General features: G+C 51.2%; 20 protein-coding genes and 4 tRNA genes. 10 read left to right on the top strand and 14 right to left on the bottom strand.

Annotated features, from left to right (window positions below; genetic code table 11):
- Positions 1 to 44: 44 nt before the first annotated feature.
- From BUB59_RS09710 to BUB59_RS09700, 3 genes are all read right to left on the bottom strand, one after another.
- Complete coding sequence (locus tag BUB59_RS09710) at positions 45 to 2,693, bottom strand: protein translocase subunit SecDF (protein WP_073229238.1); 2,649 nt, start codon at positions 2,691 to 2,693, stop codon at positions 45 to 47.
- Positions 2,694 to 2,723: 30 nt separating this feature from the next.
- The gene (locus BUB59_RS09705) at positions 2,724 to 4,037 is read right to left on the bottom strand and encodes a glycoside hydrolase family 13 protein (protein WP_234980018.1); all 1,314 of its coding nucleotides are present in this window, start codon (positions 4,035 to 4,037) and stop codon (positions 2,724 to 2,726) included.
- A 105-nt stretch (positions 4,038 to 4,142) separates the two neighbouring features.
- Complete coding sequence (locus tag BUB59_RS09700) at positions 4,143 to 6,116, bottom strand: 4-alpha-glucanotransferase (RefSeq protein WP_073229235.1); 1,974 nt, start codon at positions 6,114 to 6,116, stop codon at positions 4,143 to 4,145.
- Between the two features lie 187 nt (positions 6,117 to 6,303).
- Between BUB59_RS09700 and BUB59_RS09695 the strand changes: the two genes are divergently transcribed.
- Positions 6,304 to 6,504, top strand: coding sequence for a hypothetical protein (locus tag BUB59_RS09695; RefSeq protein ID WP_073229232.1), 201 nt, complete (start codon positions 6,304 to 6,306; stop codon positions 6,502 to 6,504).
- Positions 6,505 to 6,719: 215 nt separating this feature from the next.
- On the opposite strand, the gene BUB59_RS09690 is transcribed toward BUB59_RS09695, so the two are convergent.
- Positions 6,720 to 7,382, bottom strand: coding sequence for a DNA alkylation repair protein (locus BUB59_RS09690; protein ID WP_073229229.1), 663 nt, complete (start codon positions 7,380 to 7,382; stop codon positions 6,720 to 6,722).
- A 92-nt stretch (positions 7,383 to 7,474) separates the two neighbouring features.
- Here BUB59_RS09690 and BUB59_RS09685 point away from each other — a divergent pair, with 92 nt between their 5' ends.
- Entirely contained in the window at positions 7,475 to 8,038 is a 564-nt protein-coding gene (locus BUB59_RS09685) for a hypothetical protein (protein WP_073229227.1), read from the top strand.
- A gap of 45 nt (positions 8,039 to 8,083) precedes the next feature.
- On the opposite strand, the gene BUB59_RS09680 is transcribed toward BUB59_RS09685, so the two are convergent.
- Positions 8,084 to 8,156, bottom strand: a tRNA-Cys gene (locus BUB59_RS09680).
- Between the two features lie 84 nt (positions 8,157 to 8,240).
- Between BUB59_RS09680 and BUB59_RS09675 the strand changes: the two genes are divergently transcribed.
- Together BUB59_RS09675 and BUB59_RS09670 are read left to right on the top strand one after the other, a co-directional pair.
- Positions 8,241 to 8,762 (top strand): lysophospholipid acyltransferase family protein, encoded by a 522-nt coding sequence (locus tag BUB59_RS09675; protein WP_073229224.1) that lies wholly within the window; start codon positions 8,241 to 8,243, stop codon positions 8,760 to 8,762.
- A 54-nt stretch (positions 8,763 to 8,816) separates the two neighbouring features.
- The gene (locus tag BUB59_RS09670; protein ID WP_234980021.1) at positions 8,817 to 9,458 is read left to right on the top strand and encodes a 3'-5' exonuclease; all 642 of its coding nucleotides are present in this window, start codon (positions 8,817 to 8,819) and stop codon (positions 9,456 to 9,458) included.
- A gap of 281 nt (positions 9,459 to 9,739) precedes the next feature.
- On the opposite strand, the gene rpmB is transcribed toward BUB59_RS09670, so the two are convergent.
- The 5 genes from rpmB to BUB59_RS09645 all read right to left on the bottom strand — a co-directional run bounded on the left by rpmB (position 9,740) and on the right by BUB59_RS09645 (position 14,516).
- Positions 9,740 to 9,961, bottom strand: a complete 222-nt coding sequence (rpmB, locus tag BUB59_RS09665; protein WP_073229219.1) for a 50S ribosomal protein L28 — start codon at positions 9,959 to 9,961, stop codon at positions 9,740 to 9,742.
- 69 nt (positions 9,962 to 10,030) lie between these two features.
- Positions 10,031 to 10,963, bottom strand: a complete 933-nt coding sequence (gene ispH / locus BUB59_RS09660; RefSeq protein WP_073229215.1) for a 4-hydroxy-3-methylbut-2-enyl diphosphate reductase — start codon at positions 10,961 to 10,963, stop codon at positions 10,031 to 10,033.
- Positions 10,960 to 12,192, bottom strand: coding sequence for a 3-deoxy-D-manno-octulosonic acid transferase (locus tag BUB59_RS09655; protein ID WP_073229213.1), 1,233 nt, complete (start codon positions 12,190 to 12,192; stop codon positions 10,960 to 10,962). Before BUB59_RS09655 ends, ispH begins: the two co-directional genes overlap by 4 nt.
- Positions 12,193 to 12,195: 3 nt before the next feature.
- Complete coding sequence (locus tag BUB59_RS09650) at positions 12,196 to 12,864, bottom strand: methyltransferase family protein (RefSeq protein WP_073229210.1); 669 nt, start codon at positions 12,862 to 12,864, stop codon at positions 12,196 to 12,198.
- Positions 12,864 to 14,516, bottom strand: coding sequence for an ATP-binding cassette domain-containing protein (locus BUB59_RS09645; RefSeq protein ID WP_073229207.1), 1,653 nt, complete (start codon positions 14,514 to 14,516; stop codon positions 12,864 to 12,866). The genes BUB59_RS09650 and BUB59_RS09645 overlap by 1 nt, the downstream gene beginning before the upstream one ends.
- Before the next feature lie 77 nt (positions 14,517 to 14,593).
- On the opposite strand from BUB59_RS09645, the gene BUB59_RS09640 reads away from it, so the two are divergent.
- Positions 14,594 to 14,666: transfer RNA gene (locus BUB59_RS09640), tRNA-Glu, on the top strand.
- Between the two features lie 76 nt (positions 14,667 to 14,742).
- Positions 14,743 to 14,815: transfer RNA gene (locus tag BUB59_RS09635), tRNA-Glu, on the top strand.
- Between the two features lie 208 nt (positions 14,816 to 15,023).
- Here BUB59_RS09635 and rbr read toward each other — a convergent pair.
- From rbr to BUB59_RS09620, 3 genes are all read right to left on the bottom strand, one after another.
- Positions 15,024 to 15,563, bottom strand: coding sequence for a rubrerythrin (gene rbr / locus BUB59_RS09630; RefSeq protein ID WP_073229204.1), 540 nt, complete (start codon positions 15,561 to 15,563; stop codon positions 15,024 to 15,026).
- 106 nt (positions 15,564 to 15,669) lie between these two features.
- Positions 15,670 to 16,329, bottom strand: a complete 660-nt coding sequence (locus BUB59_RS09625; RefSeq protein WP_073229202.1) for a hypothetical protein — start codon at positions 16,327 to 16,329, stop codon at positions 15,670 to 15,672.
- Positions 16,330 to 16,466: 137 nt separating this feature from the next.
- A tRNA-Ser gene (locus BUB59_RS09620) sits at positions 16,467 to 16,551 on the bottom strand.
- A gap of 488 nt (positions 16,552 to 17,039) precedes the next feature.
- Here BUB59_RS09620 and BUB59_RS09615 point away from each other — a divergent pair.
- Both BUB59_RS09615 and BUB59_RS09610 read left to right on the top strand, forming a co-directional pair.
- On the top strand, positions 17,040 to 19,517 hold the full coding sequence (locus BUB59_RS09615; RefSeq protein WP_073229198.1) for a DEAD/DEAH box helicase: 2,478 nt from the start codon (positions 17,040 to 17,042) through the stop codon (positions 19,515 to 19,517).
- Between the two features lie 67 nt (positions 19,518 to 19,584).
- Positions 19,585 to 20,343 carry a nuclease-related domain-containing protein gene (locus BUB59_RS09610; RefSeq protein WP_073229194.1) on the top strand — a complete coding sequence of 253 codons (759 nt, stop codon included), beginning with the start codon at positions 19,585 to 19,587 and terminating at the stop codon, positions 20,341 to 20,343.
- Positions 20,344 to 20,346: 3 nt separating this feature from the next.
- Here BUB59_RS09610 and BUB59_RS09605 read toward each other — a convergent pair whose 3' ends face one another.
- Positions 20,347 to 21,282 carry a hypothetical protein gene (locus BUB59_RS09605; RefSeq protein WP_143160323.1) on the bottom strand — a complete coding sequence of 312 codons (936 nt, stop codon included), beginning with the start codon at positions 21,280 to 21,282 and terminating at the stop codon, positions 20,347 to 20,349.
- A gap of 270 nt (positions 21,283 to 21,552) precedes the next feature.
- Between BUB59_RS09605 and BUB59_RS09600 the strand changes: the two genes are divergently transcribed.
- Both BUB59_RS09600 and BUB59_RS09595 read left to right on the top strand, forming a co-directional pair.
- Positions 21,553 to 22,245, top strand: a complete 693-nt coding sequence (locus BUB59_RS09600) for a type 1 glutamine amidotransferase (protein WP_073229188.1) — start codon at positions 21,553 to 21,555, stop codon at positions 22,243 to 22,245.
- An 18-nt stretch (positions 22,246 to 22,263) separates the two neighbouring features.
- On the top strand, positions 22,264 to 22,764 hold the full coding sequence (locus BUB59_RS09595; RefSeq protein WP_073229184.1) for a PaaI family thioesterase: 501 nt from the start codon (positions 22,264 to 22,266) through the stop codon (positions 22,762 to 22,764).
- The last annotated feature ends 41 nt before the right edge of the window (positions 22,765 to 22,805 follow it).

The raw sequence follows: 22,805 nt of genomic DNA, 5'->3' as shown, positions 1-22,805 counted from the left end.
CAAGTCCGAGCCTTAAATTTTTTGCTTTTTTCAGCAGCTGCGAATTATACGCCGCCCTTGAAATGCTTGGAGTACCAGAGCACGAAGGGAGAGCAAACGCATACGGAAGAGTAGGTACCGATGAGGACACCGAACACCATCACCATACCGAAGTCGCGGATGGAAGAACCGCCCATAACGGACAGGACCAAGCAGACGAACAAGGTGGTAAGAGAGGTAATCACCGTACGGCTGAAGCACTGGTTGATAGAAGCATTCAGAGTCTTGTCGAAACCGGTAGTGCCATGGAGAGCGGCGTTTTCACGAACGCGGTCGAACACCACGATGGTATCGTTAACGGAGTAACCGATCATGGTCAGGAGGGAAGCAATCAGAGCACCATCGAAGGAAAGACCGCAGATGGAGATGAAGCCCAAGGTAATGATGGAGTCGTGGACCAGGCCAACAACAGCACCGATACCGAAACCAAGACCAAGCTTACCGAATCGGAACCAGACATAGAGACCAATTGCGATCCAAGCCAGGATGATAGCCAAGATAGCGTCGTTACGGAGTTCCTTACCGATGGTAGGACCAACGCTGTCCTTAGCGACGATTTCAACCTGCTGGTTAGCCTTTTCGAAAGCGTTCTTCATGGTGACTTCGAACTGAGCGTCTTCGGAAGCCTTCATGCTGATCTGGTAAGAGTTAGCGGAGGTACCACCCAGAGAGCGAACCTTAGCACCCTTCACGCCTGCGTCTTCGAGAGCCTTGTTCAGGTCAGCTTCGTGCTTGTCCTGATCCTGGTACTGGACAGTGTAAACCTGACCACCAGTGAAGTCAATGCTGAAGTCGAAGCCCTTGATTGCAACAGAGGCAATGCTTGCAACGATCAGGATGAGAGAAAGCAGACCGAACTTGCGACGGTTGGGAACGATTGCCAAGTTTGCATTGTTAAGAGCCTTGAAGCCGCCACCGATAGAGAGGGTGGTTGCATCCTGCTTAGCAAGCTTCCAGTCGAACACGGCGCGAGTAACAGTAAGAGCGCAGAAGAGAGAAGTGATAATACCGATCATCAAGGTAAGACCGAAACCCTTCACGGAACCGGTACCAATCTTGTACAAAATAAGTGCGGTAAGAACGGTGGTCAAGTTAGAGTCGAAGATTGCGCTGAATGCACGTTCATAACCCTTAGCCACTGCTGCACGAGCGGTGAGACCGCCCTTCAGTTCTTCACGGATACGTTCGTAAATAATCACGTTGGCGTCGAGAGACATACCCAGCACCAGGATGAAGCCTGCGATACCCGGGAGGGTCAGGGTTGCGCTGAACACGGACATGACAGCTGCGGTGACCAAGGTATTGATGATCATACCGAGGCTAGCAATGAAACCACCGAGACGATAGTAAGCAACCATGAAGACCAAGCAGAGGAGAAGACCGATTGCACCGGAACCGAAGCCCTGGACAATGTTTTCTTCACCGAGGGTAGCACCCACGCTGCGAGATTCGATGATGTTCATGGGAGCCTTCAGAGCACCTGCGCGGAGCACAACTGCCAAGCGGTTTGCTTCAGCCATGTCGTCCAGACCGGTAATCTGAGCTTCGCCGTTGGGGATACGTTCGTTAATGCGAGGAGCGGAAATCACCTGGTTGTCAAGAACGATAGCCATCTGCTTCTTAACGTTAGCGGCGGTCACAGCGGAGAACTTCTTAGGACCGATGCCACCGAACTTCAGGCTAACGCCAACTTCACCAGCATTCATACCATCAGACATACGGCGGGGCTGAGCGTCAACGATGTCTTCACCGCCCATTTCAGCACGCTTCTTCAGGAGGTACAGGCGCTTTGCCTTGAGCTTGGAGCCGCGTTCCATGGGTTCCAGACCGCTACCGAAAGCGAACTGAACGTCACGGGGAATCAACTTCTTCACACCGTCGGTTTCAAGAAGCTTCTTGACCTTTTCGATGTTTTCTTCAGCGATGAAGCCACCGTTATAGAAAGCAGTGAAGTAAGAGGACAGAGCTACGCCGACTGCGCTTGCCGGTTCGGCCTTAGCTTCTTCGGCAGGAGCTGCGGAATCCTTAGCAGGAGCTGCTTCTGCAGTCTGAGTTGCGCCACCGAGAAGTTCTTCGTCGGAGAGAGCCTTAGCGGTATCAGCAGCAGGAGCGACGGTAGAGTCAGCAGCCTTTGCGGAATCAGCCTGAGCAGCGTCAGCAGCGATATCCTTAGTCTGGCGGGTCAGGTACTGGTCAATTACGCCAACAACCTGGGGGAAGCGTTCAGCTTCTGCCAGAATCTTAAATTCGAGTTTTGCGGTAGAACCCACGAGAGCCTTTGCAGTGGAATCATCCACACCTGCCAGTTCAACCAGGATTCGGTCGTCACCGCTGGGAGAAATCTGCGGTTCAGAAAGACCATACTGGTCAACACGGTTACGGATGATTTCCAAAGACTGTTCGCGGATATCCTTGATGTCTTCGTTTTCCTTGAGGCCGGACTTATCGATTTCCAGGGTAATGCTGGTACCACCTGCAAGGTCCAAACCGAAGTTGATAGACCTAGAAGCGGTCTTCGGGTTTTCCTTGACGAAGGCTTTCTGTTCTTCACCCTTAAGAGTGTGAACCTGAATAGACGGCCATACAGACCAGGCGGAGATAGCAATCACGAGGAGAATGATAATTTCTCGCATGCCAAATGTATTTTTTTTCATTTCTAATCCCTTAGTAAGGCATTAATCGCATTAGTTGGGCGCAAAGATAGCAAAAACCGGCGGGGTTTTCGAATCCGGAGTCCAATACACGTCTAGTTTGAGGGTACTTTTCCCTTCAGTACGTTCAATAAAAAATCCGGTTTGTGTATTCTGGATGGACAAATCGCCCTGTCGAAGGGCCAAATTGTCCTTTCGCAAGCGGATGAGTTCACGAATCCAGTCAAAAATCGGGGATTTTTTCAATTCAGGCAGTTTTTCCCAGGGAATGGTACGGCGATTGTCGGGATCTTTGCCACCCTGGAGGGCCAATTCGTCCCCATAATAAATACAGGGGGCGCCGGGCATGAAGAAAAGGAGGGCAAGGGCAAGGCGGACGCGGGCCTCGTCGGAGCAGGGCAAGCTCTGAAGGCGGGTGGTGTCGTGGCTACCCAGCAGGTTCATGGGGACGTCGCCGGCAGGCATTTGCCCCAGGTCGCTGTAACGGAACTGCGGGAAGGCGGCCTTCAGGCGGCTGCAATATTCTTCCGTAGAAATAGGGTTCTCGTCAAAGAGGTAGGCCATGGTGGCCTTACGGAACATGTAGTTCATCACCCCGTCGAATTGATCCCCATGGAGCCAGCGGGAGGGTTCGTCCCAAATCTCTCCCACGATGTAGGCGTCGGGATTGATGGCTTTTACCCGACGGCGGAATTCCTGCCAGAAACTGTCGTCATCGATTTCGTTGGGCACATCCAGGCGCCAACCGTCAATACCGCGCTTCATCCAGAATTCAGCCACACTCATGAGGTATTCGCGGACCTCCGGATTGCCCGTATTGAATTTGGGCAGAGCCGGATAGTTCCACCAGCATTCATAATTGGGTTTGCCCGAGTAAGCGTGAAGGGGCCATCCCTTGATGTGAAACCAGTCGACGTAGGGTGAGTTTTTCCCCAACTCCATGAGGCTATTGAACTGGAAGAACCCGCGGGAGGAGTGATTGAATACACCGTCCAAGATTACTCGCAGGCCAAGCTTGTGAGCCTTACGAACCAGACGGTCAAAGTCTTGCAACGTCCCGAGAACTGGGTCGATTTCGAAGTAGTCCACCGTATGGTAGCGATGGTTGGAATTGCTCTTGAAGATGGGGCAGAAATAAAGAGCGTTCACCCCCAGGCTCTTGATATAAGGGAGTTTGCTTTCGATGCCCTGGAGATTACCCCCGAACATATTTTCCCGAGTGGGTTTGGAGTCCCAATCCACGAATTTCCCAGCAGCCTTGTACCGCTGGGATTTGCAGAAACGATCCGGGAAAATCTGATAAAAGACAGCGTCCTTGACCCAGGCGGGAGCGAAATTTTTCATCATAGAATCAACCACAAGAAGAATTGCTTTGAATATATATAAAGCACAAAAAAAGCGCGGACAAGCCGCGCTAATTTATGCAAAGAATTTTGCTCGGGGAGTACCCCTTTAAAATTTCCACAGCGGGCGGCGCTTACGCACATCAACCAACTTGCGGATGTCGGAACTGAGGGAAGAGTAGTCCAGCAATTCGTCTACGGAGCAAGGCAGTCGATAGCACCAGTTTGCACCACCTACGGTACCAGGAATATTCACGCGTTCCTTTTCCGGATTCACCTTGGAAAGGCTTGCGGAAAGGGCGAAGTAATCCTGAGCCGGCAGGATGCAGAACAAACTATTGGAAGTAAACACATGGGTCAGGATGGTGCGAGCCACCGTGGGTGTGATTTCTTCCGGAGCGTTGCCCGGCAGGTGTGCATGAGACCAGTAAAGGTTCTTGTCGAAGTCCGCTTCCTTCCAGAGGCCGCGAAGTGTAGAAGTGTCGTGGCAACTGGTTGCGCAAACGGAAAGACGGGGATATTCATCCATATCGTAGTAAGGAGAATAAGGTGCATTCCAGTTGCGGGCCCAACGTTCAATACGCAAAGCAAGAATATTCAGCTTGTTCAGCACGGTGGGAACGCAAGGCGGCACGGCACCCAGGTCTTCTGCACAAACCAGCATGTCGGTTTCGTTGGCCAGGACAGACAGCAACTTGGTTGCGTTCTGTTCCCACAGACCATTCTGGGCGTTTTCGTTTGCCTTGAGAATTTCCTGAAGTTTCTTCTGTTCGTTTTCCGGCAAGGTGAACAACACCGGCTGGTTGTACCAGTACCAGAAGGGATAGAAAGTATTTTCGTCGCCAGAAGGAATGAACACGCGGTTCCAGTAAACCTTCAGCATCTTGTCCTTCACTTCCTGCGGTTCGTCCATGGCAAGAATTGCCTTTTCGCTGGAGTATTCCGGCTTAAGGATCAGGCGGTCCCAATGGCCTTCCAGCACCTGGAAGCATACGGGAGCCAGACGGTCGGCGTCATCTCCCAGGAATTCACGAAGTTGCTCGATGGAATAGTTGGGACGGCGCAGGTATTCCAGAGTTTCCTTGCAGAAACCAGCGTTCTGGAGTTCGCCCAAGGTCAAAGGAATGCAGGGATTGAAACGTCCCATAATGCCGGTGACTTCGCACTGCGGAATGGACCAGATACGGAAGAAGCCCAGCACATGGTCGATGCGGTATGCGTGATAGAACTTGCTGGCCTGTGCCAGACGGCGACGCCACCAGTTGAAGTTGTCCTTTTCCAGAACGTCCCAGCGATAAGTGGGGAAACCCCAGTTCTGACCGCTGTAGCTGAACATGTCAGGAGGAGCGCCAGCACGATCGTCCAGAGAGAAGTACTTGCGTTCAGACCAGACGTCTGCACTGTCTTCGTTGATCAGGATAGGAATGTCACCCTTGATGCGAAGGCCCATCTTGGAAACTTCAGCAACAGCGGTAGTAAACTGCATTTCGGCAACGCACTGCATCCATGCCTGGAACAAGCAATCCTTCAGATTCTTGGTCCACAGCTTTTCGATGTCCTTTTCAGAAGGATTCTGGTTGTTAGACCAATCCTTCCAGCTGGATTCACCATTCTGAGCCTTCAGGGTGGCGTATACACAGTAAGGCTTTGCCCAGACGTTTTCGTCGATCCAGCGAGAGAGCACCTTGCTCTTCTTCAGGGAGTCGTAGCGGTTGTCAAAAATACGACGGAGGATGGAACGCTTCCAGGTAGAAATCTTATAGTAATCAATCTTACCCAGGGCATCGAATTCATCCTTACCCTTCTGGATTTCTTCCTCGAACTCGGAAGAGCCATCCACGGACTGAACGTTGATGAACACCGGGTTCAAAGCGAAAGCACTACGAGCGCTGTAAGGGCTAGCTTCAGCACCAGTGTCATTCACCGGCAGCAGCTGGATGATGTTGAAATCACAGAACTGTGCCCAACGAGCAAACTGAATCAAGTCCAGATATTCGCCAATGCCGATGCTCTGGCGGCTATAAAGACTGAAGAGGGGAACGGCTACGCCGCTCTGGAAATAAGAAATATCACCATATCGCATGCGTTAAAATTTAGAAACAAATCAGAGGCTAGAGGTTAGAGATTAGAAATTAGAGACTTGAAATTAGGGTATAGGGGACAGGGTATAGGGTACAGGGGACAGGGGATAGGGTACAGATGATTTCGAACCCCGCTGCACTAGCCCCTAGCCCCTAACCCCTAGCCCCTCATTTACTACATTAAGGACCATGAGTTACGAATGCAGAAATCTTCGCGATACATTTTGCGTAAAACGCAACAAGGAATGTGACCCTGGCGCCCCCGGTTGCGTGCTGCGCGGCCGCTTCGTATTTCCCTTCAGCGAATCCGCCCAAGGCAAGGGCAGTGCCCAGCCCGCAAAGAAAAGAGCGAGTAAGAAAAAGACTGATCCTGAAACAAGTTCAGGATGACATTGATGTCACCATATGAAAAAAGTCCCGTCAACGGGACTTTTTCTTTTTTCAAAACACTAGCTTATTATCCTTGCGGACTCAAATCCAAGGATTAAACCCATTCAGACGATCTTTAATCAAGTATTATCAAGCAGAACAAGGCGCGAGTCCCCGTAGCGTATAATAATACGTGAGGGGACGAGTAACGCAGTAATGCGCAGATAAGACGCAGATTAAATCATCCTGAGGATTTCTTGGGTGGTCTGTTCCGCGAAGGTGTTATCTTGTACGAAACGGCGCACTTCCTGGGGATTGATGCGAGCGTATTCGGACAGAGCTCGGCCGATACCATTGCGAATGTAGTAGTCATCGTCCTTGGCACAGGTCAGGCAGAACTGACGGAGCAGCGGCCAGTCGGTACGATCCTTGTACTGAATCTGGAAGATGATGGCGCTACGGCGAACCCATACGTTGGGGTCACGAATCCAGGAAGCGATCTTGGTGCGAAGAGCGGGAAGACGGAGAGCCAGGTCGCCCAGAATGCAGGCAGCCAAGGTGTCCACGGTGTCGCGCCAGGCGCGGGTCTTGATCAGCTTCTTGAGGAAAGTCAAATGCTGGCCACCCAGAAGAGTGCGATGACGGAAGAGGTAATCGCAAGCGGCGTACTGGATTTCACGATAAGGCTGAGCCCACATATCTTCGATGCGGGCAACCAGTTCGTCGCCATCTTTCGGGGGATTCTTGTCAAACAAAGGATAAGTAACTTCACGGCGAGGGACCAGTCGGATTCCGAGGAAGTCGAACTGTTCGCGAGCCTTCTTAGACATTTCGTGCGCTTCCTCTTCATTAGAGATAGCGCGGAGTGCAAGTAGTATATCTTGTGTAAAACGAAGCATTGTAGGCCAAAAATAGCCCAAAAAGAATTTTATTTCTAGACCTTGACAAACACTTTTTTTAATTTTTTTTAGATTTTCATAAAATTTTTTTGATGAATAAAGAAAAATTTACCCTTGACAACGATAAAATCACCCTTGACACCACTTGTATGAGCGATAATTCCTATAACGAAGCCCTAGAAATCATTGAAGTTCCGCCCGAACTGCGCGGTTCGTCCGACGAAGAAATCCTGAAAATGTCGGAAAAGGTTTTAAGGGAAGTTAGCGGCAAGCGTAAGAAAGGGGAAAGGCGCCCGAGCAAGCGCAGACGTCTAGAATTGAAGGCAGAAAAGCAGCTCCAGGAAGCACAAAATGCCGCTAGGGAAATCTTCGGCAATCCAACTCCTAAGATCAACAGCCTCGATGGCCTTGGCATGACCGGCTTTATGACCAGCGCCAACATTTTCTGCGCCGCAGACAGTAGCGCCAAGTATACAAAATCCGTCGAGGAACCAAAGCCCGTCGTAAGACGAGTCCTTAAAGCCTCCTTCGGGAGCAAGATAGCGGAGAAGCCCAAGACAGTCACCGTCTCCGCCGCAGAATTAGCAAAACAAAGAGCCGAGGAAAGAGCAAAGAAAATCCGCGAAGCCCTCCTGGCAAAAAAGAAAGAGATGTAAATAACGAAAAAATCCTCTCAACAGATGTTGAGAGGATTTTTTCAGAGGCAACGATCAGACTCGAACTGATGAATAAGAGTTTTGCAGACTCGCCCCTTACCAACTTGGGTACGTCGCCAAAAGTGAAACGCAATATAGGTAATAAACCTTTTTCTTTCAAGGGTAACACCCTAAAAAAGTTGGATTTTTTATTTTTGATCCTATGGATTTTCCCTCCCTAAAAGTCAGGATCGCATCAAAAATCGTGGAATTATGGCTCCGCAGCCTGCGGATCAAGCTCCACGCGCCCAGCGATTTCGGTCCTGGGGTGCTAGGGCTTTGGCATCAGGACGTTTTAGCAAGCGTAGCCACTTTTAAAGACAAGAACGTCCATATTCTCATTTCTGAATCCAAGGACGGGGAATTTCTGGCAGCAACCGCCCAGCGGCTAGGCTTTCGAGTAGCCCGCGGGTCTGACACCCACGGTTCAATAAACGTCAGGCACGTTCTGGATTCCCTCAAAAAAGGCGATTTTGCGGGAATGGCGCTTGATGGACCGCGGGGACCCGCCATGGAAGCAAAGCCCGGCTCCATCTGGCTGTCCAAGTCCAGCAACCGCCCCCTCTGGCTGCTTAGCCCCCGCTATGGGCTGCACTTCAGGTTAAAATCCTGGGATAAGATGATCATCCCTCTCCCGCTGACATCAATTGACATGAGAATTAATTATTTTTGCGAAAACAAATAATCCAGCCATTGTAAAGACATTTAAGAATATAAAAGGATAATAGCCGTGATTGCAATGCCTCCTAAATTCGTAGCTTTCGACTTGGAAACCACCGGTCTTAGCTTCCAGAAAGATGAAATTATCGAAATCGGTGCAGTGAAGTTTACCGTCGAAGTGAAGGGCGGTAAGGTCGTGCCCAAGCTGGAAAAGGAATTCGAAACCTTCGTGAAGCCCAACCAGATGATTCCTGCCGAAGCCTCCAACGTGAACCACATTTACGACAAGGACGTGCAGGACGCACCGGCTGTGGGCGACGCCATCAAGAAGTTCACCGCCTTCTGCGGACAGTCTTCCATCCTGATTGCACATAACGCAAACTTCGACGCAACCTTTATGCGCAACGCCTACAAGGCAAATCCCCAGATGGTTCCGGGCAATCCCGTGGTGGACAGCTTGGCCATTACCAAGGCCATCATGCCGGAAGCAGGCTCCCACAAGCTGGGCAACCTGGCAGGTATGTTCCTGAAGAGTGGCGAAATCACCATGAACATCGATTCCGCCAAGATGCATCGCGCCGTTTATGACTGCGAAATGCTGATGGAAGTATTCGTTGCCGTGCTCCGCCGCCGCCTGAAGGAAAAGGACTGGGAAATGATGAACATCATGAAGAGCCTTGAAAAGTACAAAGGCGTCCCTCAATTTTTAACTTCTAAATAGTAGCACAAGCACATATTCAAGAATAAATCGTGTGACAGCTTGTGCTACGCGCGGGAATACAACGCGTTAGTTCAAGAGATTGCAGACATCATATCTGGAAATTTTAAAAGTCTCGGATTACTCCGGGGCTTTTTCATCAAAAAATCTGGACTGGAGATCCGGCGGGGTAAAAGAAAAATCCGTCCTCCGAGGGCGGATTTACGGAACGTCCAAATACAGAAAAGACCACCTAATGGTATTGAGCCATTAGGCGGACTTAGTAGCCTAACTCTGCGAGAGAATTAGATGCCCAGTTCCTTAGCAACAGCCAGGATACCGCGCTTATTGATGGTGCGCAGACCGGCGTTGGAGATGCGCAGGGTAACCCAGCGATCTTCTTCAGCGATGTAGAAACGCTTCGTCTGAAGGTTCGGCAGCTGCTTCATCAACTTCTTGCGGTTAGAGTGGGAAACCATGTTGCCCACGAGACCGGCTTTGCCGGTAACTTCACAAATGCGGCTCATAATAAAACTCCGTTGTTTATAACAGAAGCCAATAGTAGAAAAACTTTGGTCTTCCGTCAAGGTAAAATGTTAATCTTGAAGTGCCTTTGGCAAATTAAACTTGGTATTTTCCACTAATTTTACAAAATTCTCGATTTCGATTCCCTGGAATTTCGTTTTCAGCCATTCCACCACTTCCTGAACCAGGATTTCGGGGGCGCTGGCGCCGCTGGAAATACCCACCGTCTGGTGATTTTCGAACCATTCCGGCTGGAGATCCTTGACGGTATCAATCAAGTAGCTGGGGATGCCCTGTTCCAGACCCAACTCCATCAGGCGGCTGGAATTGGAGGAATTCTTGGCGCCCACCACCAGAAGCATGTCCACCTTGGAGCAGAGATCCAAAACGGCAGACTGGCGATTGCCGGTTGCGTAGCACAGGTCGCCCGCATCAGGACCGATGATTCCCGGGAAGCGATCCTTTAGGGCCTTGATGATTTCGCGGGTTTCGGCAACGGACAGGGTGGTCTGGGTGATGTAAGCCAGTTCCTTGTCAGCGGGAACCTGAAGGGTGGCCACGTCAGCTTCGTTGCGGACCAGAGTGATGGCTCCTTCGGGAAGCTGGCCCAGAGTGCCTTCCACTTCAGCATGACCGGCGTGACCAATCATAATGATATGGCGGCCAGCGTTGTAATGCTTGGTAGCGCTGAAGTGCACGCGCAACACCAGCGGGCAGCTGGCATCCAGCACCTGAAGATGACGTTCTTCCGCTTCCTTGTAGATGCGTTCGGCCACACCGTGAGCAGAGAAAATCACCACGGAACCTTCGGGAACTTCGCAAAGATGATCCACGAAAATCACGCCCTTGTTCTTCAGCGTTTCCACCACGAACTTGTTGTGCACAATCTCATGACGGACGTAAATGGGAGTGCCAAACTTTTCCAGAGCCTTTTCCACCACATGAATGGCGCGGTCCACACCGGCGCAGAAACCACGAGGGGTAGCGAGAATTACTTTCTTCATTTCAGGAGCTCCTCAACAAACTTTTTTAATTGACGGTACGAATTTAAAATTTTTTCGCGCTCTTGGGAGAGCGAAGCGACCCCGCAGGCCCTATCCGCTGGTATTTGAGGCCAGGAGCCGTCCGCGGGAATACGAACGAGGGCGCCCTGCCCCACCAGGTTTTGAACCGCACTTTCAGCGCCACGACAAAACGGCCCCACGAAGGTAGGTACGCCCATTTGCAGCGGTTCCCAGAAGTCGTGAATACCCAAGCTCTTGTGAAAGGATCCGCCTACGAATGCAGATTCACTGCGGGAGAGAATCTGGCGGACTTTTCCAAAGGTATGGACCAGAGAGATGTGGCCGGGGGCCGTGGCAGGCCATTGGATCACAGGAACATTCTGGCGACGAAAAGCGGATTCAAACTGCGGGATTTCTTCCAGACGGCGCGGGGCAAGAACCACAGTCTTATTCAGGGCAATCAGCTGCCTCATGATTTTTTCCAGGAAGGGAAGTTCCTCAACGTGAAGCGATATAAAACTTGTTACGTCGGGATTGACGCTAGCCGCGGGTTGGCCGCTTATCTCAGATTGGCCGCAGGTGGTTTCCGCCCCGCGGGCCCACTTCAGCAATTTCCAGTTCCCACCCTCGTGGATAGAACCGCGGAAACTTCGGGCAGCAAACCTCTGGAAGCGGGTCAGATCCGCGGAGGTCTGCATAGCCGCAAATCCAAGTCCAGAAAAATCCATACCGGGAATAGCCTTCTGGAAGCGTCCCGACACCAGCGCTACCGCAGGCTTTTTCGCGAAGCGTTTCACACCCGAAAGATATCCCGGCCATAATTCGTTTTCCCCCAGGATAAGACCCACAGGCTGAACGCGGTGCAGGAACTTCTTCATCGTCCAGGGAACATCTGCGGGAGCTAACGCCACCTCAAGTTTGCCGCAGTTCTGTCCCGCGACGCCCTGAGTCAAGGAACTTTGAAGATGTAGAACTACTTCAGGCTTTTGTGTGGTGATTAAAACCTTCGGCAGGTTGGGAACATCCTTCTGCAGTGCCTCCGCAAGATTCAAAAGCATCTTGCATTCGCCCATGCTGGCGCCGTGCATCCAGAGGAACGGTCCCTCGGGAAACGGACCGTGGAGACGAGTCCCTATACGGAAGCGCCTATCCAGAGGAGGAATGCGACTAGCAATTTCCGCCACCTGTCCCAACGCAATTCGGCCTAGATGGATAACGCCCTTGCCCATGATTTAGCAACCTAGAAGTTCCAGGATATTGAAATCCAAAACAGTCTTACGCAGGATAATTAACGTAATAGCAAACGCAAGCCAGAACCAGGTGGAAATGTCCGCACGAGCAGCCGCCCAAAAACTGCGAGGAGGCCGCGCACCGGCAGACTCAGGAGGCAAGGGCGCTACAGGTTCGCCACAAATCTTTTCAGGAGGCAAGGTTGCCGCCTTTTTCTTCCGTTTCCCACTTCCGGAGAATGCAGGCGTCACTGCAGCCCACTGGCGCCATTCATCGCCAAAACGTTTTTCCAGATAGCGGTCTTCCATCTTAGAAAGCAGTTTTTCAAAATAATAAAGTACAACTATAAAGAGAATGGCCCACCAAGATTTCCCTAGGTGGAGAACGATAAGCATCATTCCAATTCCCCAGTTAGACAGATAAAGGGGATGGCGTATTCTAGAATAAATTCCTTCCGTCACCAGGCGATCCGCATCGTGCGTAAAGCCGCGGGTATGTTCCCCGATAACGCGACGGGCCTGGACGCGTATCGCGGCAAAAATCAGGAGACCGAGAGCAAGCATCGGCAAACAATACAGCCAACCGCGGGACATGGGAACACCAGGCAGCAACAACATGAGGATTGCCAACGCCCCAAGAATCCAACCGCGATAAGTGTAGAGCTTATTCATCACGCCTCCTGAGCATTTTCGCTGGTAGTTGCTGCGAGTTCTTCGCTGGTAGTTGCGTCGCCGAAATTTACCACACTGAATCGCGCTTCCATTTCGGGAGAAAGAACATCGTGACTGACAAACACCACCCACTTTCCCAGAGCGGCGGCGCAATCCAGAAATTCCGCCAGCAGCGGCTCGCGATCCACCAATGCGATGGATGCAAAAGGTTCATCCAGCAGGATGGTCTTACTGCGGGAAGCGAGAGACCAGAGGAGAGCTACCTTGGAACGTTCTCCGCCGGAGAGGCCAGTCTTGTGGAGAAGCGGCGCGACGTTTGCAAATTGCAGGAAGCGGGAAATCGCGGAATCGCCTGTCGGGATGGTTGCGGGATTGTTCTGCGCCGCACCCGCTGCTCTCAAAAGCTGTAGCAGCAACCTGCGGGGCGGCAGTTCCAGATCCTGCGCCAAGAAGAAAACGTTACGTTCACTTCCAGACAGGGACGCACTGCGCCAGCCGTCATCCCACTGTTCAAGACCTGCCAGAAGACGCAAGAAGGTAGACTTCCCTACCCCATTTTTCCCGCGGACAAGAACGGGCTTTTCCTGAGACCAGTTGATGGAAAAACCAGAGAAAACCGGACGTTCCGAGCCCTCGTACTTGAAAGACTTTTTATCCACCTGAACGTCTTTTAAACTCGGGCTTACACCACCTGCGGATTCATATTCCGCAGATTGTCTAGGCAAGTTTTCAAAGGCATTCAAAACATTCAGCGCACTCACGAGGGAACGGTATTGTGGCATCACGCGGGCACATTCCTTCACGGGTTTGTAACTCAGGAGAACTGCGGAGCAGAAGAGGACTAGGGAGGTACCGTCCATCCAGCCGCGTTGAATCAAGAGGGCGCAAAAGCCCAGCACCAGGACCATGGCCAGGACGGAAACCGCTTCCGTAATTTGGGAGAGGCCTTGTTTGCGGATGGATGTTTCCGCACCGCGTTCACGGAGGTTCCGGTTGCTTTTCAAGAGGCCGTCGGAAAGGGCGATTCGCTCGTTGGCGGAACTCCACTGTCGGAAAAGGCGGCGGGCCTGCGTCAGGTCTCCGCGGAAATTGGAACGGTCCCACAGGAGGGATTCTTCGGCAGGTCCCATCTTGTGGAGTTTCCGCTGAAGGACGCTAACTAACGGGACGATGACGGCGAACAGGAACGCGGTCAGCTGCCAGGAGATATAGCAAAGCACCGGCAGGAATACCACCAGCTGGAGGATCGCCTGCACCGCCTGGAAAAGAACCCCACCGTTATTCTGAAACACTTGGGTGGATTCGTAGGTGGCCTCCACTTTCTTGTCGCCGTCCTCCGTATGGAAGACTCGGGGAGACAAGTTCCGCAGTCCATGCAGGAACCAGGCCATCACGCGACTGCTGGTATGGTACAGCCATCGCTCGGAAGTTCGCACCTTCAGGTAAAGGAACACCAGGCGGATCACCGTCAGGGTGACCATGAGCGAAATCCAGAGGGGCAACGTCACAGGACCTTCCCCGCCGAGGATGTCCATAAAGGATTTTATTCCATAGAGAATGGCCGCATCCGCCCCGCTGGCCACCAAAGCCAGAGGGAAAAAGCGGAGAATTCCGCCTAAAAAGGATTTTTTCAGCCATTTTCGTAGGAACATCGGGGCAAATGTAATTTTTTTTGTTTCGCCCCCCTTTACAGAATTACAAACCTTACCTATATTTGGCCTACCTAAACGCCTCCATCGTCTAGTGGCCCAGGACTCGGGATTTTCATTCCCGCAACAGCGGTTCGAAACCGCTTGGAGGTATTAAGTAACTTAGAGTTGATCGCTTGCAGTTCCGTCTGGGCGATGAAACGAGATCAAAGCTAGGTTTAGAACATACGCCTCCATCGTCTAGTGGCCCAGGACTCGGGATTTTCATTCCCGCAACAGCGGTTCGAAACCGCTTGGAGGTATACAAGAAGAGCTCGCTGAAAAGCGGGCTCTTTTTGTATCAACCGCACAAAAGCGTAGAAAAAGGATCCATCTTTCGATGGATCCTTTTCAACTTCGCGAAATTAGGAAGTCGCGACACTCACCTTGCTAATAGTGGCGCTCTTCGAGCGCATTAGCTGCGGTTCGGTCATGCCAGAATGCAAGCATTCTGTCGCGACGCTCACCTTGCTAATAATTCTCAGCGTTCACTTCGAAGTAGGACTGGGGGTGGGCGCAGGTGGGGCAGACTTCGGGAGCCTTGGTGCCCACAACGATGTGACCGCAGTTACGGCATTCCCAAACCTTCACTTCGCTCTTTTCAAAGACTGCGGCAGTTTCCACATTCTTCAACAAGGCGCGATAGCGTTCTTCGTGATGCTTTTCGATGGCGGCCACCAGGCGGAACTTCTTGGCGAGAGCGGCAAAGCCTTCTGCTTCGGCGGTCTTTGCGAATTCTTCGTACATGTCGGTCCATTCGTAGTTTTCGCCATCGGCGGCGGCCTTCAGGTTTTCTGCGGTATCGCCAATACCGTTCAGTTCCTTGAACCACATCTTGGCATGTTCCTTTTCGTTTTCTGCAGTCTTCAGGAACAATGCTGCGATCTGTTCGAAGCCGTCCTTCTTGGCGCGGCTTGCAAAATAGGTGTACTTGTTGCGGGCCTGGGATTCGCCTGCGAATGCGGCTTCCAGGTTCTTTTCAGTTTGGGTACCGGCATACTTGTTTGCCATGGTGTCTCCTTGCCTTTTCCTGCGTCTGGTGTAGCGATATTGCCGTTTGCAAATCGTAGAACGCTTATACGGAACAGGACTTTTTTGGGAATAAATATATTCAAAATCACATGGATATGCCAAGAGAAAATGCGAGTCTATTTGCGTTCCAAACCCAATCGTAACTGTACTTGAGTTCAAAGTTCGCGCTGTATTTCTCCGAACCGGAATACAACATATAGATTCCCGCACCAACCTCCCTGAAACCATAGGAATAAGGTTCCTTAACGTCATCAAAGCCAGCGGTGTAGAACCCCCAAGACTGGGAAACAAACTGCATGAGACCTAATTGCATTTTCTGTACAGGAGAAATCTGCTCCATGACACTTACGCCCGCCCCCATGGATTTAAATCCAGCAAGGATACGCCAATCCGTCCATCCCATCACCCCAAAATGGTCCGAGGCAAAACCCATGGTCACATAGGGGTTCATCCACTGGAAACCCGCCCCAATTTCGAAATGTCTAATAAAATAATGCAGAGCGAAATTCAAATCCACAGTCCACTCTTCGGCGACCACATCGTCCCAATCCCAGTGATCGTAGCCTGCCTCCGCCATCGTTGTAGAGTCAGGCTTGAAGGCGTGGTATTTTGACGCAAAGAAACTCACCCTCGGTCCGGAGGTGCCGTTTCTAGTTTGATAAGCCCCCATGAAAGCACTTGCGGAAGGAGGGCGCATGGTACACCCCGCCAGCAATAAAAAAGCAAGAATCAATAAGAACTTCATAACCCCGAACCTCATAGCCAAAATGTAATAACAAAGTTCGCAATGAGGAGAAAAAATTACGGGGAGCGAGGGTTCTCATCCCCATTTCATCATTATGAAACAAATAGGGCGCCTTTACGGCGCCCTATTTGTTTCAAAGGAGGGTGAGGGATTCGAACCCTCGGTCCTGTTACAGACTCCGGATTTCGAGACCGGCCCAATCGACCACTCTGGCAACCCTCCGAGTTTTCCGCAATTTAGTATAATATTTTGGGATTGTCTATCTCTTATACGCTTTCCCGCCGCGTTGCGCCGGGGAGGGTGAGGGATTGTGCAAAAAGTTTCACTTCGTTTCAACTTTTTCCCTACGGGTTCGCCGCTTCGCGACGAAGCATTGATTTCGCTGTGTTCGCTTCGCTCTCGCGAAATCAATGAACCCTCGGTCCTGTTACAGACGACCGATTGCGAGACCGGCCCAATCGACCACTCTGGCAACCCTCCGAGTTTTCCGCAATTTAGTATAATATTTTGGGATTGTCTATCTAAGACATTTATAACCTTTGATTTCAATTCTAAAATTTCTAAATTGCGGCGCAACATTGAGTTAGGCGACCTAACGAACTTCAGGTTTTTCAAGCGCGAGTGCGCTTCGGGGCTTATTAATTCGCTTTTTGCGACAAGATGACGCGGCATGGGCCGCAGATGAAGTTTACGGTCCCCGAAGGTGATATATGAAGAATCCTGAAAATCAGGGTGCGGAAGAACGCATCCCCGAAGAAACTATTGACCCCAAATCCGCAATTGCACGGGAAGCAGACGCCTTTTTGGCTGCTTTCGCCAATGGTGGCGATGAGGACGAAGCTGACGAAGCCGCTTTCCTGGCATTGAATCCCGATGGAATCGTCATTGACGATGATTGCAATGTGGTAAAGACCGGCAAGGATGCAAAGGCAACCGTAGGCGAAGCCATTGAATTTGTGGATGGCGAGGAAGAATCCAACGACTCTGAAAATAGCCAGATTCCCGGTCGAGCCGAGAATGACGAAAACGACGCCGGGAATGACAAGGTCGACGTTCAGGATGACGCCAGCGAAGAAGAAGAGGAAGAAGAACTGAGCGACGCCGAAGGCGATGAAGCCCTGGTGACTTTCGAAGACCTTGATTTGGCAGAACCCGTTCTGGATGCCATCAAGGCCATGAATTACATTACGCCCTCCCCCATTCAGGTGAAGGCTATCCCCGTTCTGCTTCAGGGCAACAACCTGCTGGGTACAGCACAGACCGGTACCGGCAAGACTGCAGCATTCTCCCTGCCGCTTTTGTCCCGCTTGAACTTCAACGGTCACGAAACCTCCATGCTGGTTCTGACCCCCACCCGCGAATTGGCAATTCAGGTGGCCGAAGCCATCCAGCAGTATTCCGTGAATATGCCGAAGGTTCACGTGGTTCCCGTCTATGGTGGTCAGGATATTGCCATCCAGATGCGCGCCCTGAAACGTCAGGCTAATATTATTGTGGCAACTCCGGGTCGTCTAATTGACCACATTAAGCGCGGCTCCATCGTCCTAAGCGGCGTGAAGGCAATCGTCCTGGACGAAGCAGATGAAATGCTGGACATGGGTTTCGAAGAAGATGTGGAAACCATCCTGAAGGAAATTCCTTCTGATGCACAGCGCGCACTCTTCAGCGCCACTATGCCCAAGAAGGTGAAGGCCATCATCGACAAGTATCTGGGCGAATACGACGAAGCTTGCATCGAAAGCAAGACCACCACGGTGGAAAACATCCGTCAGCGCTATTTGATGGTGAAGAACGAGCATAAGATCGAAGCCCTGGCCCGCGTGCTGGAAGGTGAAGATTTTGACGGCGTCCTGATTTTCGTACGCACCAAGCAGAACACCACCGAGGTAGCTGAAAAGCTGGAAAGTCGCGGCTTTACCGTGGCACCTCTGAACGGTGACCTGGCACAGTCCATGCGTGAGCGCACCATTAACCGTCTCAAGATGGGTAAGCTTGATATTGTGGTAGCAACTGACGTGGCTGCCCGTGGTATCGACGTGGATCGTATCTCCCTGGTGGTGAACTACGACATTCCTTTCGACACAGAATCCTACGTCCATCGTATTGGCCGTACAGGTCGTGCAGGCCGCAGCGGTAACGCCATCCTGTTCATCACGCCCCGCGAAAAGCGCATGCTGAAGATTATCGAACGCGCTACCCGCCAGCCTATTGAAGTGATGGAAATGCCCACCGGCGAAATCATTAGCCAGAAACGCGTGGCAGCCTTCAAGCAGAAGGTGAAGAGCGTTGCAAGCTATGGTCAGCTGGACAAGTTCAAGGATCTGGTAAAGTCCCTGATGGAAGAAGGCTGCAACATGACGGACGGTGTGGTCAACGAAGACGGCACAGTGAACCCGCTGACTGCAGAAGATATTGCAGCAGCGGTCATCAAGATGTACCAGAAGAAGCAGCCCCTGTTCCCGGAACTTGCTCCTCTTGAAGCGCCCCGCGAAGCACGCCGCGCCAAGGAACGTGACGAACGTTCCGGCAAGGAAAAGGGCGGTCGCGACTTCATCGGCGCTGGTACCGCAGGCTTTGACGTAGAAGACCGAAAGCGTCTGAACAAGGAACGCAAGGAAGGTATGAACGGTGTGGAAGAAGGTTTCCTCCGTTACTATCTGGGCGTTGGTCGTTTCGACCACGTTTCTCCCAAGGATATCGTGGGCGCCATCGCCGGCGAAGGCAATATCAGCAGCAGCAACATCGGTCGTATCAAGCTGTTTGACAAGTTTAGTACGGTTGAACTTCCGGAAGCTTTGCCTCAGGATGTGCTGGATATTCTCTCCGGCATTACCATCCGCGGTAACGACGCACGCTTCCGCCTGATGACCGACGAACCTCCCACAGGTCCCGCTCCTGGCACTCGTCCCCGCGAAAGCCGTAGCTTCCATCGTGAAGGTCGCGGTAATCGTGAAGAACGTCGCGGCGGATTCCGCAAGGAACGAGGCTTCGGCGATCGTGACCGCGGTTTTGGCGGTCGTGAAGATCGCGGTGGCCGCGGTGAACGTGGTAGTTTCGGAGGCGAACGTGGCAATCGTGAAGAACGCCGTCGCGAAAAGTTCGGAGACAAGCCTTTCCGTAAGGATCACGACGAACGTGACTTTGGTGACAAGCCCTTCCGCAAGACCCGTCGTTTCGGTCGTCATTAATTGCGTCAACGACGCCACTTCAAAAGAGTTCGCTTCCAAGCGAACTCTTTTTTCTTATACTTTCGCCATGACTACGACCATCGTTACATTACTTGCGGTAATCGCCTTTCTGGCTTTCGTCTTTTTCAAGACGAAGGCTGACAGAAAGCCTTCCGGCAAGTTTCATAACGATGGTCGCCGCAAGTCATTTAAAGATTTCCAGAAGGAACAACTGGAAAATGATCCTGACGGATTATACGGCGAGGCGGCAGCGGCTCGCATGATGGCTAAAATCTGCGATGAAGACGGTCGCATGTACGGCGTGATGAAAAATCTGTACCTTCCCAGCCATGGCGGCACCACCGAGGTGGACGCACTGGTCCTGCACCAGTCCGGCATTTATGTTCTTGAAAGCAAAAATATCTCCGGCGAAATTACCGGCGGGTTGGAAGATGAACGTTGGAACCAGCGGCTTAATGCCAGGACGGAACACACCTTCCACAACCCCATTCAACAAAATGCGGGACACATTCGGGCCCTGAAACATTTCCTGAAGGACAACTACTCACGAACCGAATTGAACGTAGACGAGCTCCCGATTTTTTCCATCATCGTCTTCAGCGATCGTTGCGTTTTCAGGAGGATTCCCGCCCGAGGTGAAGACTGGATAATTCTGCATCTGTTCCAGATGAAAGAAAAAATCACAGGCGTATTGAATTCCCGACGGGTCCTTTTCAATAAATCCCAATTGGAAGATTTATACGCCAAGTTAAAACCCTGCACGCAAACAAGCGCAAGGGTGAAAGAAGAACACCGGGACTACATTAAGTCCGCTCACCTCCATTAAAAATCATTCCGGGAAAGTGGAGAGATCCACCTCCCCCGCCAGGATATCCCTGGCCAAGCTCGCAATGGCATAGTAGGAATTATCCGCATAACTCAGTGGATCCAGCGTCACTTTTTTCGCAATCATTTTTCCCAATTCCAAACCAGACATCAGGCGAGTTTCAGAACCAGAAGACTTGCAAAATTTTTTCATCAATCGCAAAGCCGCTTTCAAGCCATTCGCTTGACGTTCCAGATAATCAATTTCCGAACGCAGGTCCTCAAGAGTTACATCCTTTGACGGTCTGGAAAGAACTCCATTGAAAATATTGGTACGGGGACAATCCATAAATTCACATTTTTCCACGGAAACATCCCCAGGGGTCAGAAGGTTGGACAACGCCAGCAATTTGTCTTCCAAGCTACACTGTGGATTATCCCCAATATTGCTAGCTATCTGAATAAATCGTTCCTTCCAATCTCGCGGTTTCAAAAAGACCTTGGCAGAATACCCATCAGCAAATCCATCGAAATCATCCCTATGATTGAGCAAGTCCCATAGAAACTGCTTTCTATCCAGCTCGCGAATGTTGGTTGGATACAAGTAGGGATCCCGACAGAAAACCTTATTCGGTCCATAGCACATCTGAACCGAGGTATCAAAGAAGCAATCAAAGGAGTATCCATCCGGATTCCTCGGAGAGCGCACCTGACGCTTATTCTTGATCGCAAGACTGTTGTCGTCAAGTGTAAACTGAGTCCCAGGCAGGAAGCCTTTCATCCAGGTATTGATTACGAACCTCACTGCTTCTACCACACTTTTTTCGTCATCCGGAAGAAAGGACCTAGTGGTGAAAATATGCATGTAATTATCCTGGACAGTGAGCTTTTCTCCAGAAAGAAACTGTAGCAACTCCGTACAATCCTTAGGCTGGATGTTTCCTTGAATCAATCGTTGCACAAGAGTACAATACTGAATTGAATCGTTTAAGGCAGAATCCGTTTTACAAGCAGCGGGAATTTCACAGGATCCCATGCACAATTGGGAGGATGACAAACTAGACGCTGTTAACGTCAATGAAAAATCCAGTCTTAGAAAATCATACGGGTCAGCCATCCTATCTCCTTTGTTACCTACATTGGGGATATCGGTGTTTCGCCCCATTTTGTCAAAACAAACAGCTGCGTTTTCGCGACTTTTTTATATTAAAGAACGTAAAAAAGGTATGATATGGAAACCTATATTTTTCAACATGTTGAATTCGAAGGTCCGGGAATTCTCTACCCGCTACTGAAGGCCCGCGGTCATAACATCCACATTGTAAAGCTTTTCGCGGGTGACCCTATTCCCCACGAAGACGACATTGATTTTGCCATTATGCTGGGCGGCCCCATGAGTGTGCTGGACGAGGCAAACTATCCCTACTTCGTTCGCGAAAAGGAACTGTGCAAGGACATGGTTCAGCTAGGCAAGCCCCTCCTGGGAATTTGTCTGGGCGCACAGATGATCGCAAGCGCCTTCCGCGCCGCCATCCTCCCCTCCCCCGAAAAGGAAGTGGGCTGGTTCCCCGTCAAATGGAGCGACTGTTGCTGCAATCACGGGACCGGCGTAGAAACCATTAACGCACTCCATTGGCATGGACAGATGTTCAAGATTCCCAAGGAAGCCACCAAGCTGGCCGAAAGCGAAGGCTGCGAAAATCAGGCATTCAAACTGGGCAGCGCCATCGCCCTGCAGTTCCATTTGGAAGCCAATCAGGAATCTGTGGAAAGCCTTTTGAAGAACGCCAAGGAAGATTATAACGGCGTTTCAGGCAAGTTCATTCAGAATGAAAAGGAAATACGAGACTTTACCGCACAGTACATGCAGGACGCCAATGAGTTCATGAAGAAAATCATTGACGGCATGTTGAAAAAGCATTAGTGGGATCAGGAGCATTTCATGAAGGTCATTAGCAAGCAGCACAACAGCAAGATGTGCATGATGTGCGGTCTGGATAACGAATACGGCGTCCGCGCGCCTTTCTACAACATGGAAGACGGCAGCGTCATGAGTCTTTTCCAGTATCGTGAACAACACCAGAGCTATCCCGGCCGCGTTCACGGCGGACTCATTACCGCCATGCTGGACGAAATGGGTTTACGAGCCGTGTGGGCCAAGGAAGGCGGAAACGAAAACATCTGGGGCGTCACCATGTCCCTGGAAACCAAGTTCCGAAAGCCCGTACCCTACGGAGTGCAGCTCATTGGTCGCGGCGAAATCATCAAAATCACCTCCCGCTTTTTCGTTACCCACGCAAGCTTGATGGATATGGACGGAACCGTTCTCGCCGATGGGGACATCAACTACATCCATCTGGATCCCAAGGCGATTTCAGAAGGCGTGGTCATTCACGAGGAAATGCCCTACCTCATAGAAGACGGCGTGACGGAAATCGGGTAACAGTTATGAGACTTCGGGTTTGAGGCTCAGGTGACGCTTTT

Origin of the sequence: Fibrobacter sp. UWEL (genome assembly GCF_900142535.1) — a bacterium.
Taxonomy (GTDB): Bacteria; Fibrobacterota; Fibrobacteria; order Fibrobacterales; family Fibrobacteraceae; genus Fibrobacter.
Note: the sequence above shows the minus strand (reverse complement) of the source record. Positions and strands in the feature narration are given on the sequence as shown.

What these genes read in the sequence shown, in the direction of transcription:
- BUB59_RS09710 (WP_073229238.1), bottom strand. Translation starts at nt 2,693, where the DNA reads ATGAAAAAAAATACATTTGGCATGCGAGAAATTATCATTCTCCTCGTG.
- BUB59_RS09705 (WP_234980018.1), bottom strand. Translation starts at nt 4,037, where the DNA reads ATGATGAAAAATTTCGCTCCCGCCTGGGTCAAGGACGCTGTCTTTTAT.
- BUB59_RS09700 (WP_073229235.1), bottom strand. Translation starts at nt 6,116, where the DNA reads ATGCGATATGGTGATATTTCTTATTTCCAGAGCGGCGTAGCCGTTCCC.
- BUB59_RS09695 (WP_073229232.1), top strand. Translation starts at nt 6,304, where the DNA reads ATGAGTTACGAATGCAGAAATCTTCGCGATACATTTTGCGTAAAACGC.
- BUB59_RS09690 (WP_073229229.1), bottom strand. Translation starts at nt 7,382, where the DNA reads ATGCTTCGTTTTACACAAGATATACTACTTGCACTCCGCGCTATCTCT.
- BUB59_RS09685 (WP_073229227.1), top strand. Translation starts at nt 7,475, where the DNA reads ATGAATAAAGAAAAATTTACCCTTGACAACGATAAAATCACCCTTGAC.
- BUB59_RS09675 (WP_073229224.1), top strand. Translation starts at nt 8,241, where the DNA reads ATGGATTTTCCCTCCCTAAAAGTCAGGATCGCATCAAAAATCGTGGAA.
- BUB59_RS09670 (WP_234980021.1), top strand. Translation starts at nt 8,817, where the DNA reads ATGCCTCCTAAATTCGTAGCTTTCGACTTGGAAACCACCGGTCTTAGC.
- rpmB (WP_073229219.1), bottom strand. Translation starts at nt 9,961, where the DNA reads ATGAGCCGCATTTGTGAAGTTACCGGCAAAGCCGGTCTCGTGGGCAAC.
- ispH (WP_073229215.1), bottom strand. Translation starts at nt 10,963, where the DNA reads ATGAAGAAAGTAATTCTCGCTACCCCTCGTGGTTTCTGCGCCGGTGTG.
- BUB59_RS09655 (WP_073229213.1), bottom strand. Translation starts at nt 12,192, where the DNA reads ATGGGCAAGGGCGTTATCCATCTAGGCCGAATTGCGTTGGGACAGGTG.
- BUB59_RS09650 (WP_073229210.1), bottom strand. Translation starts at nt 12,864, where the DNA reads ATGAATAAGCTCTACACTTATCGCGGTTGGATTCTTGGGGCGTTGGCA.
- BUB59_RS09645 (WP_073229207.1), bottom strand. Translation starts at nt 14,516, where the DNA reads ATGTTCCTACGAAAATGGCTGAAAAAATCCTTTTTAGGCGGAATTCTC.
- rbr (WP_073229204.1), bottom strand. Translation starts at nt 15,563, where the DNA reads ATGGCAAACAAGTATGCCGGTACCCAAACTGAAAAGAACCTGGAAGCC.
- BUB59_RS09625 (WP_073229202.1), bottom strand. Translation starts at nt 16,329, where the DNA reads ATGAAGTTCTTATTGATTCTTGCTTTTTTATTGCTGGCGGGGTGTACC.
- BUB59_RS09615 (WP_073229198.1), top strand. Translation starts at nt 17,040, where the DNA reads ATGAAGAATCCTGAAAATCAGGGTGCGGAAGAACGCATCCCCGAAGAA.
- BUB59_RS09610 (WP_073229194.1), top strand. Translation starts at nt 19,585, where the DNA reads ATGACTACGACCATCGTTACATTACTTGCGGTAATCGCCTTTCTGGCT.
- BUB59_RS09600 (WP_073229188.1), top strand. Translation starts at nt 21,553, where the DNA reads ATGGAAACCTATATTTTTCAACATGTTGAATTCGAAGGTCCGGGAATT.
- BUB59_RS09595 (WP_073229184.1), top strand. Translation starts at nt 22,264, where the DNA reads ATGAAGGTCATTAGCAAGCAGCACAACAGCAAGATGTGCATGATGTGC.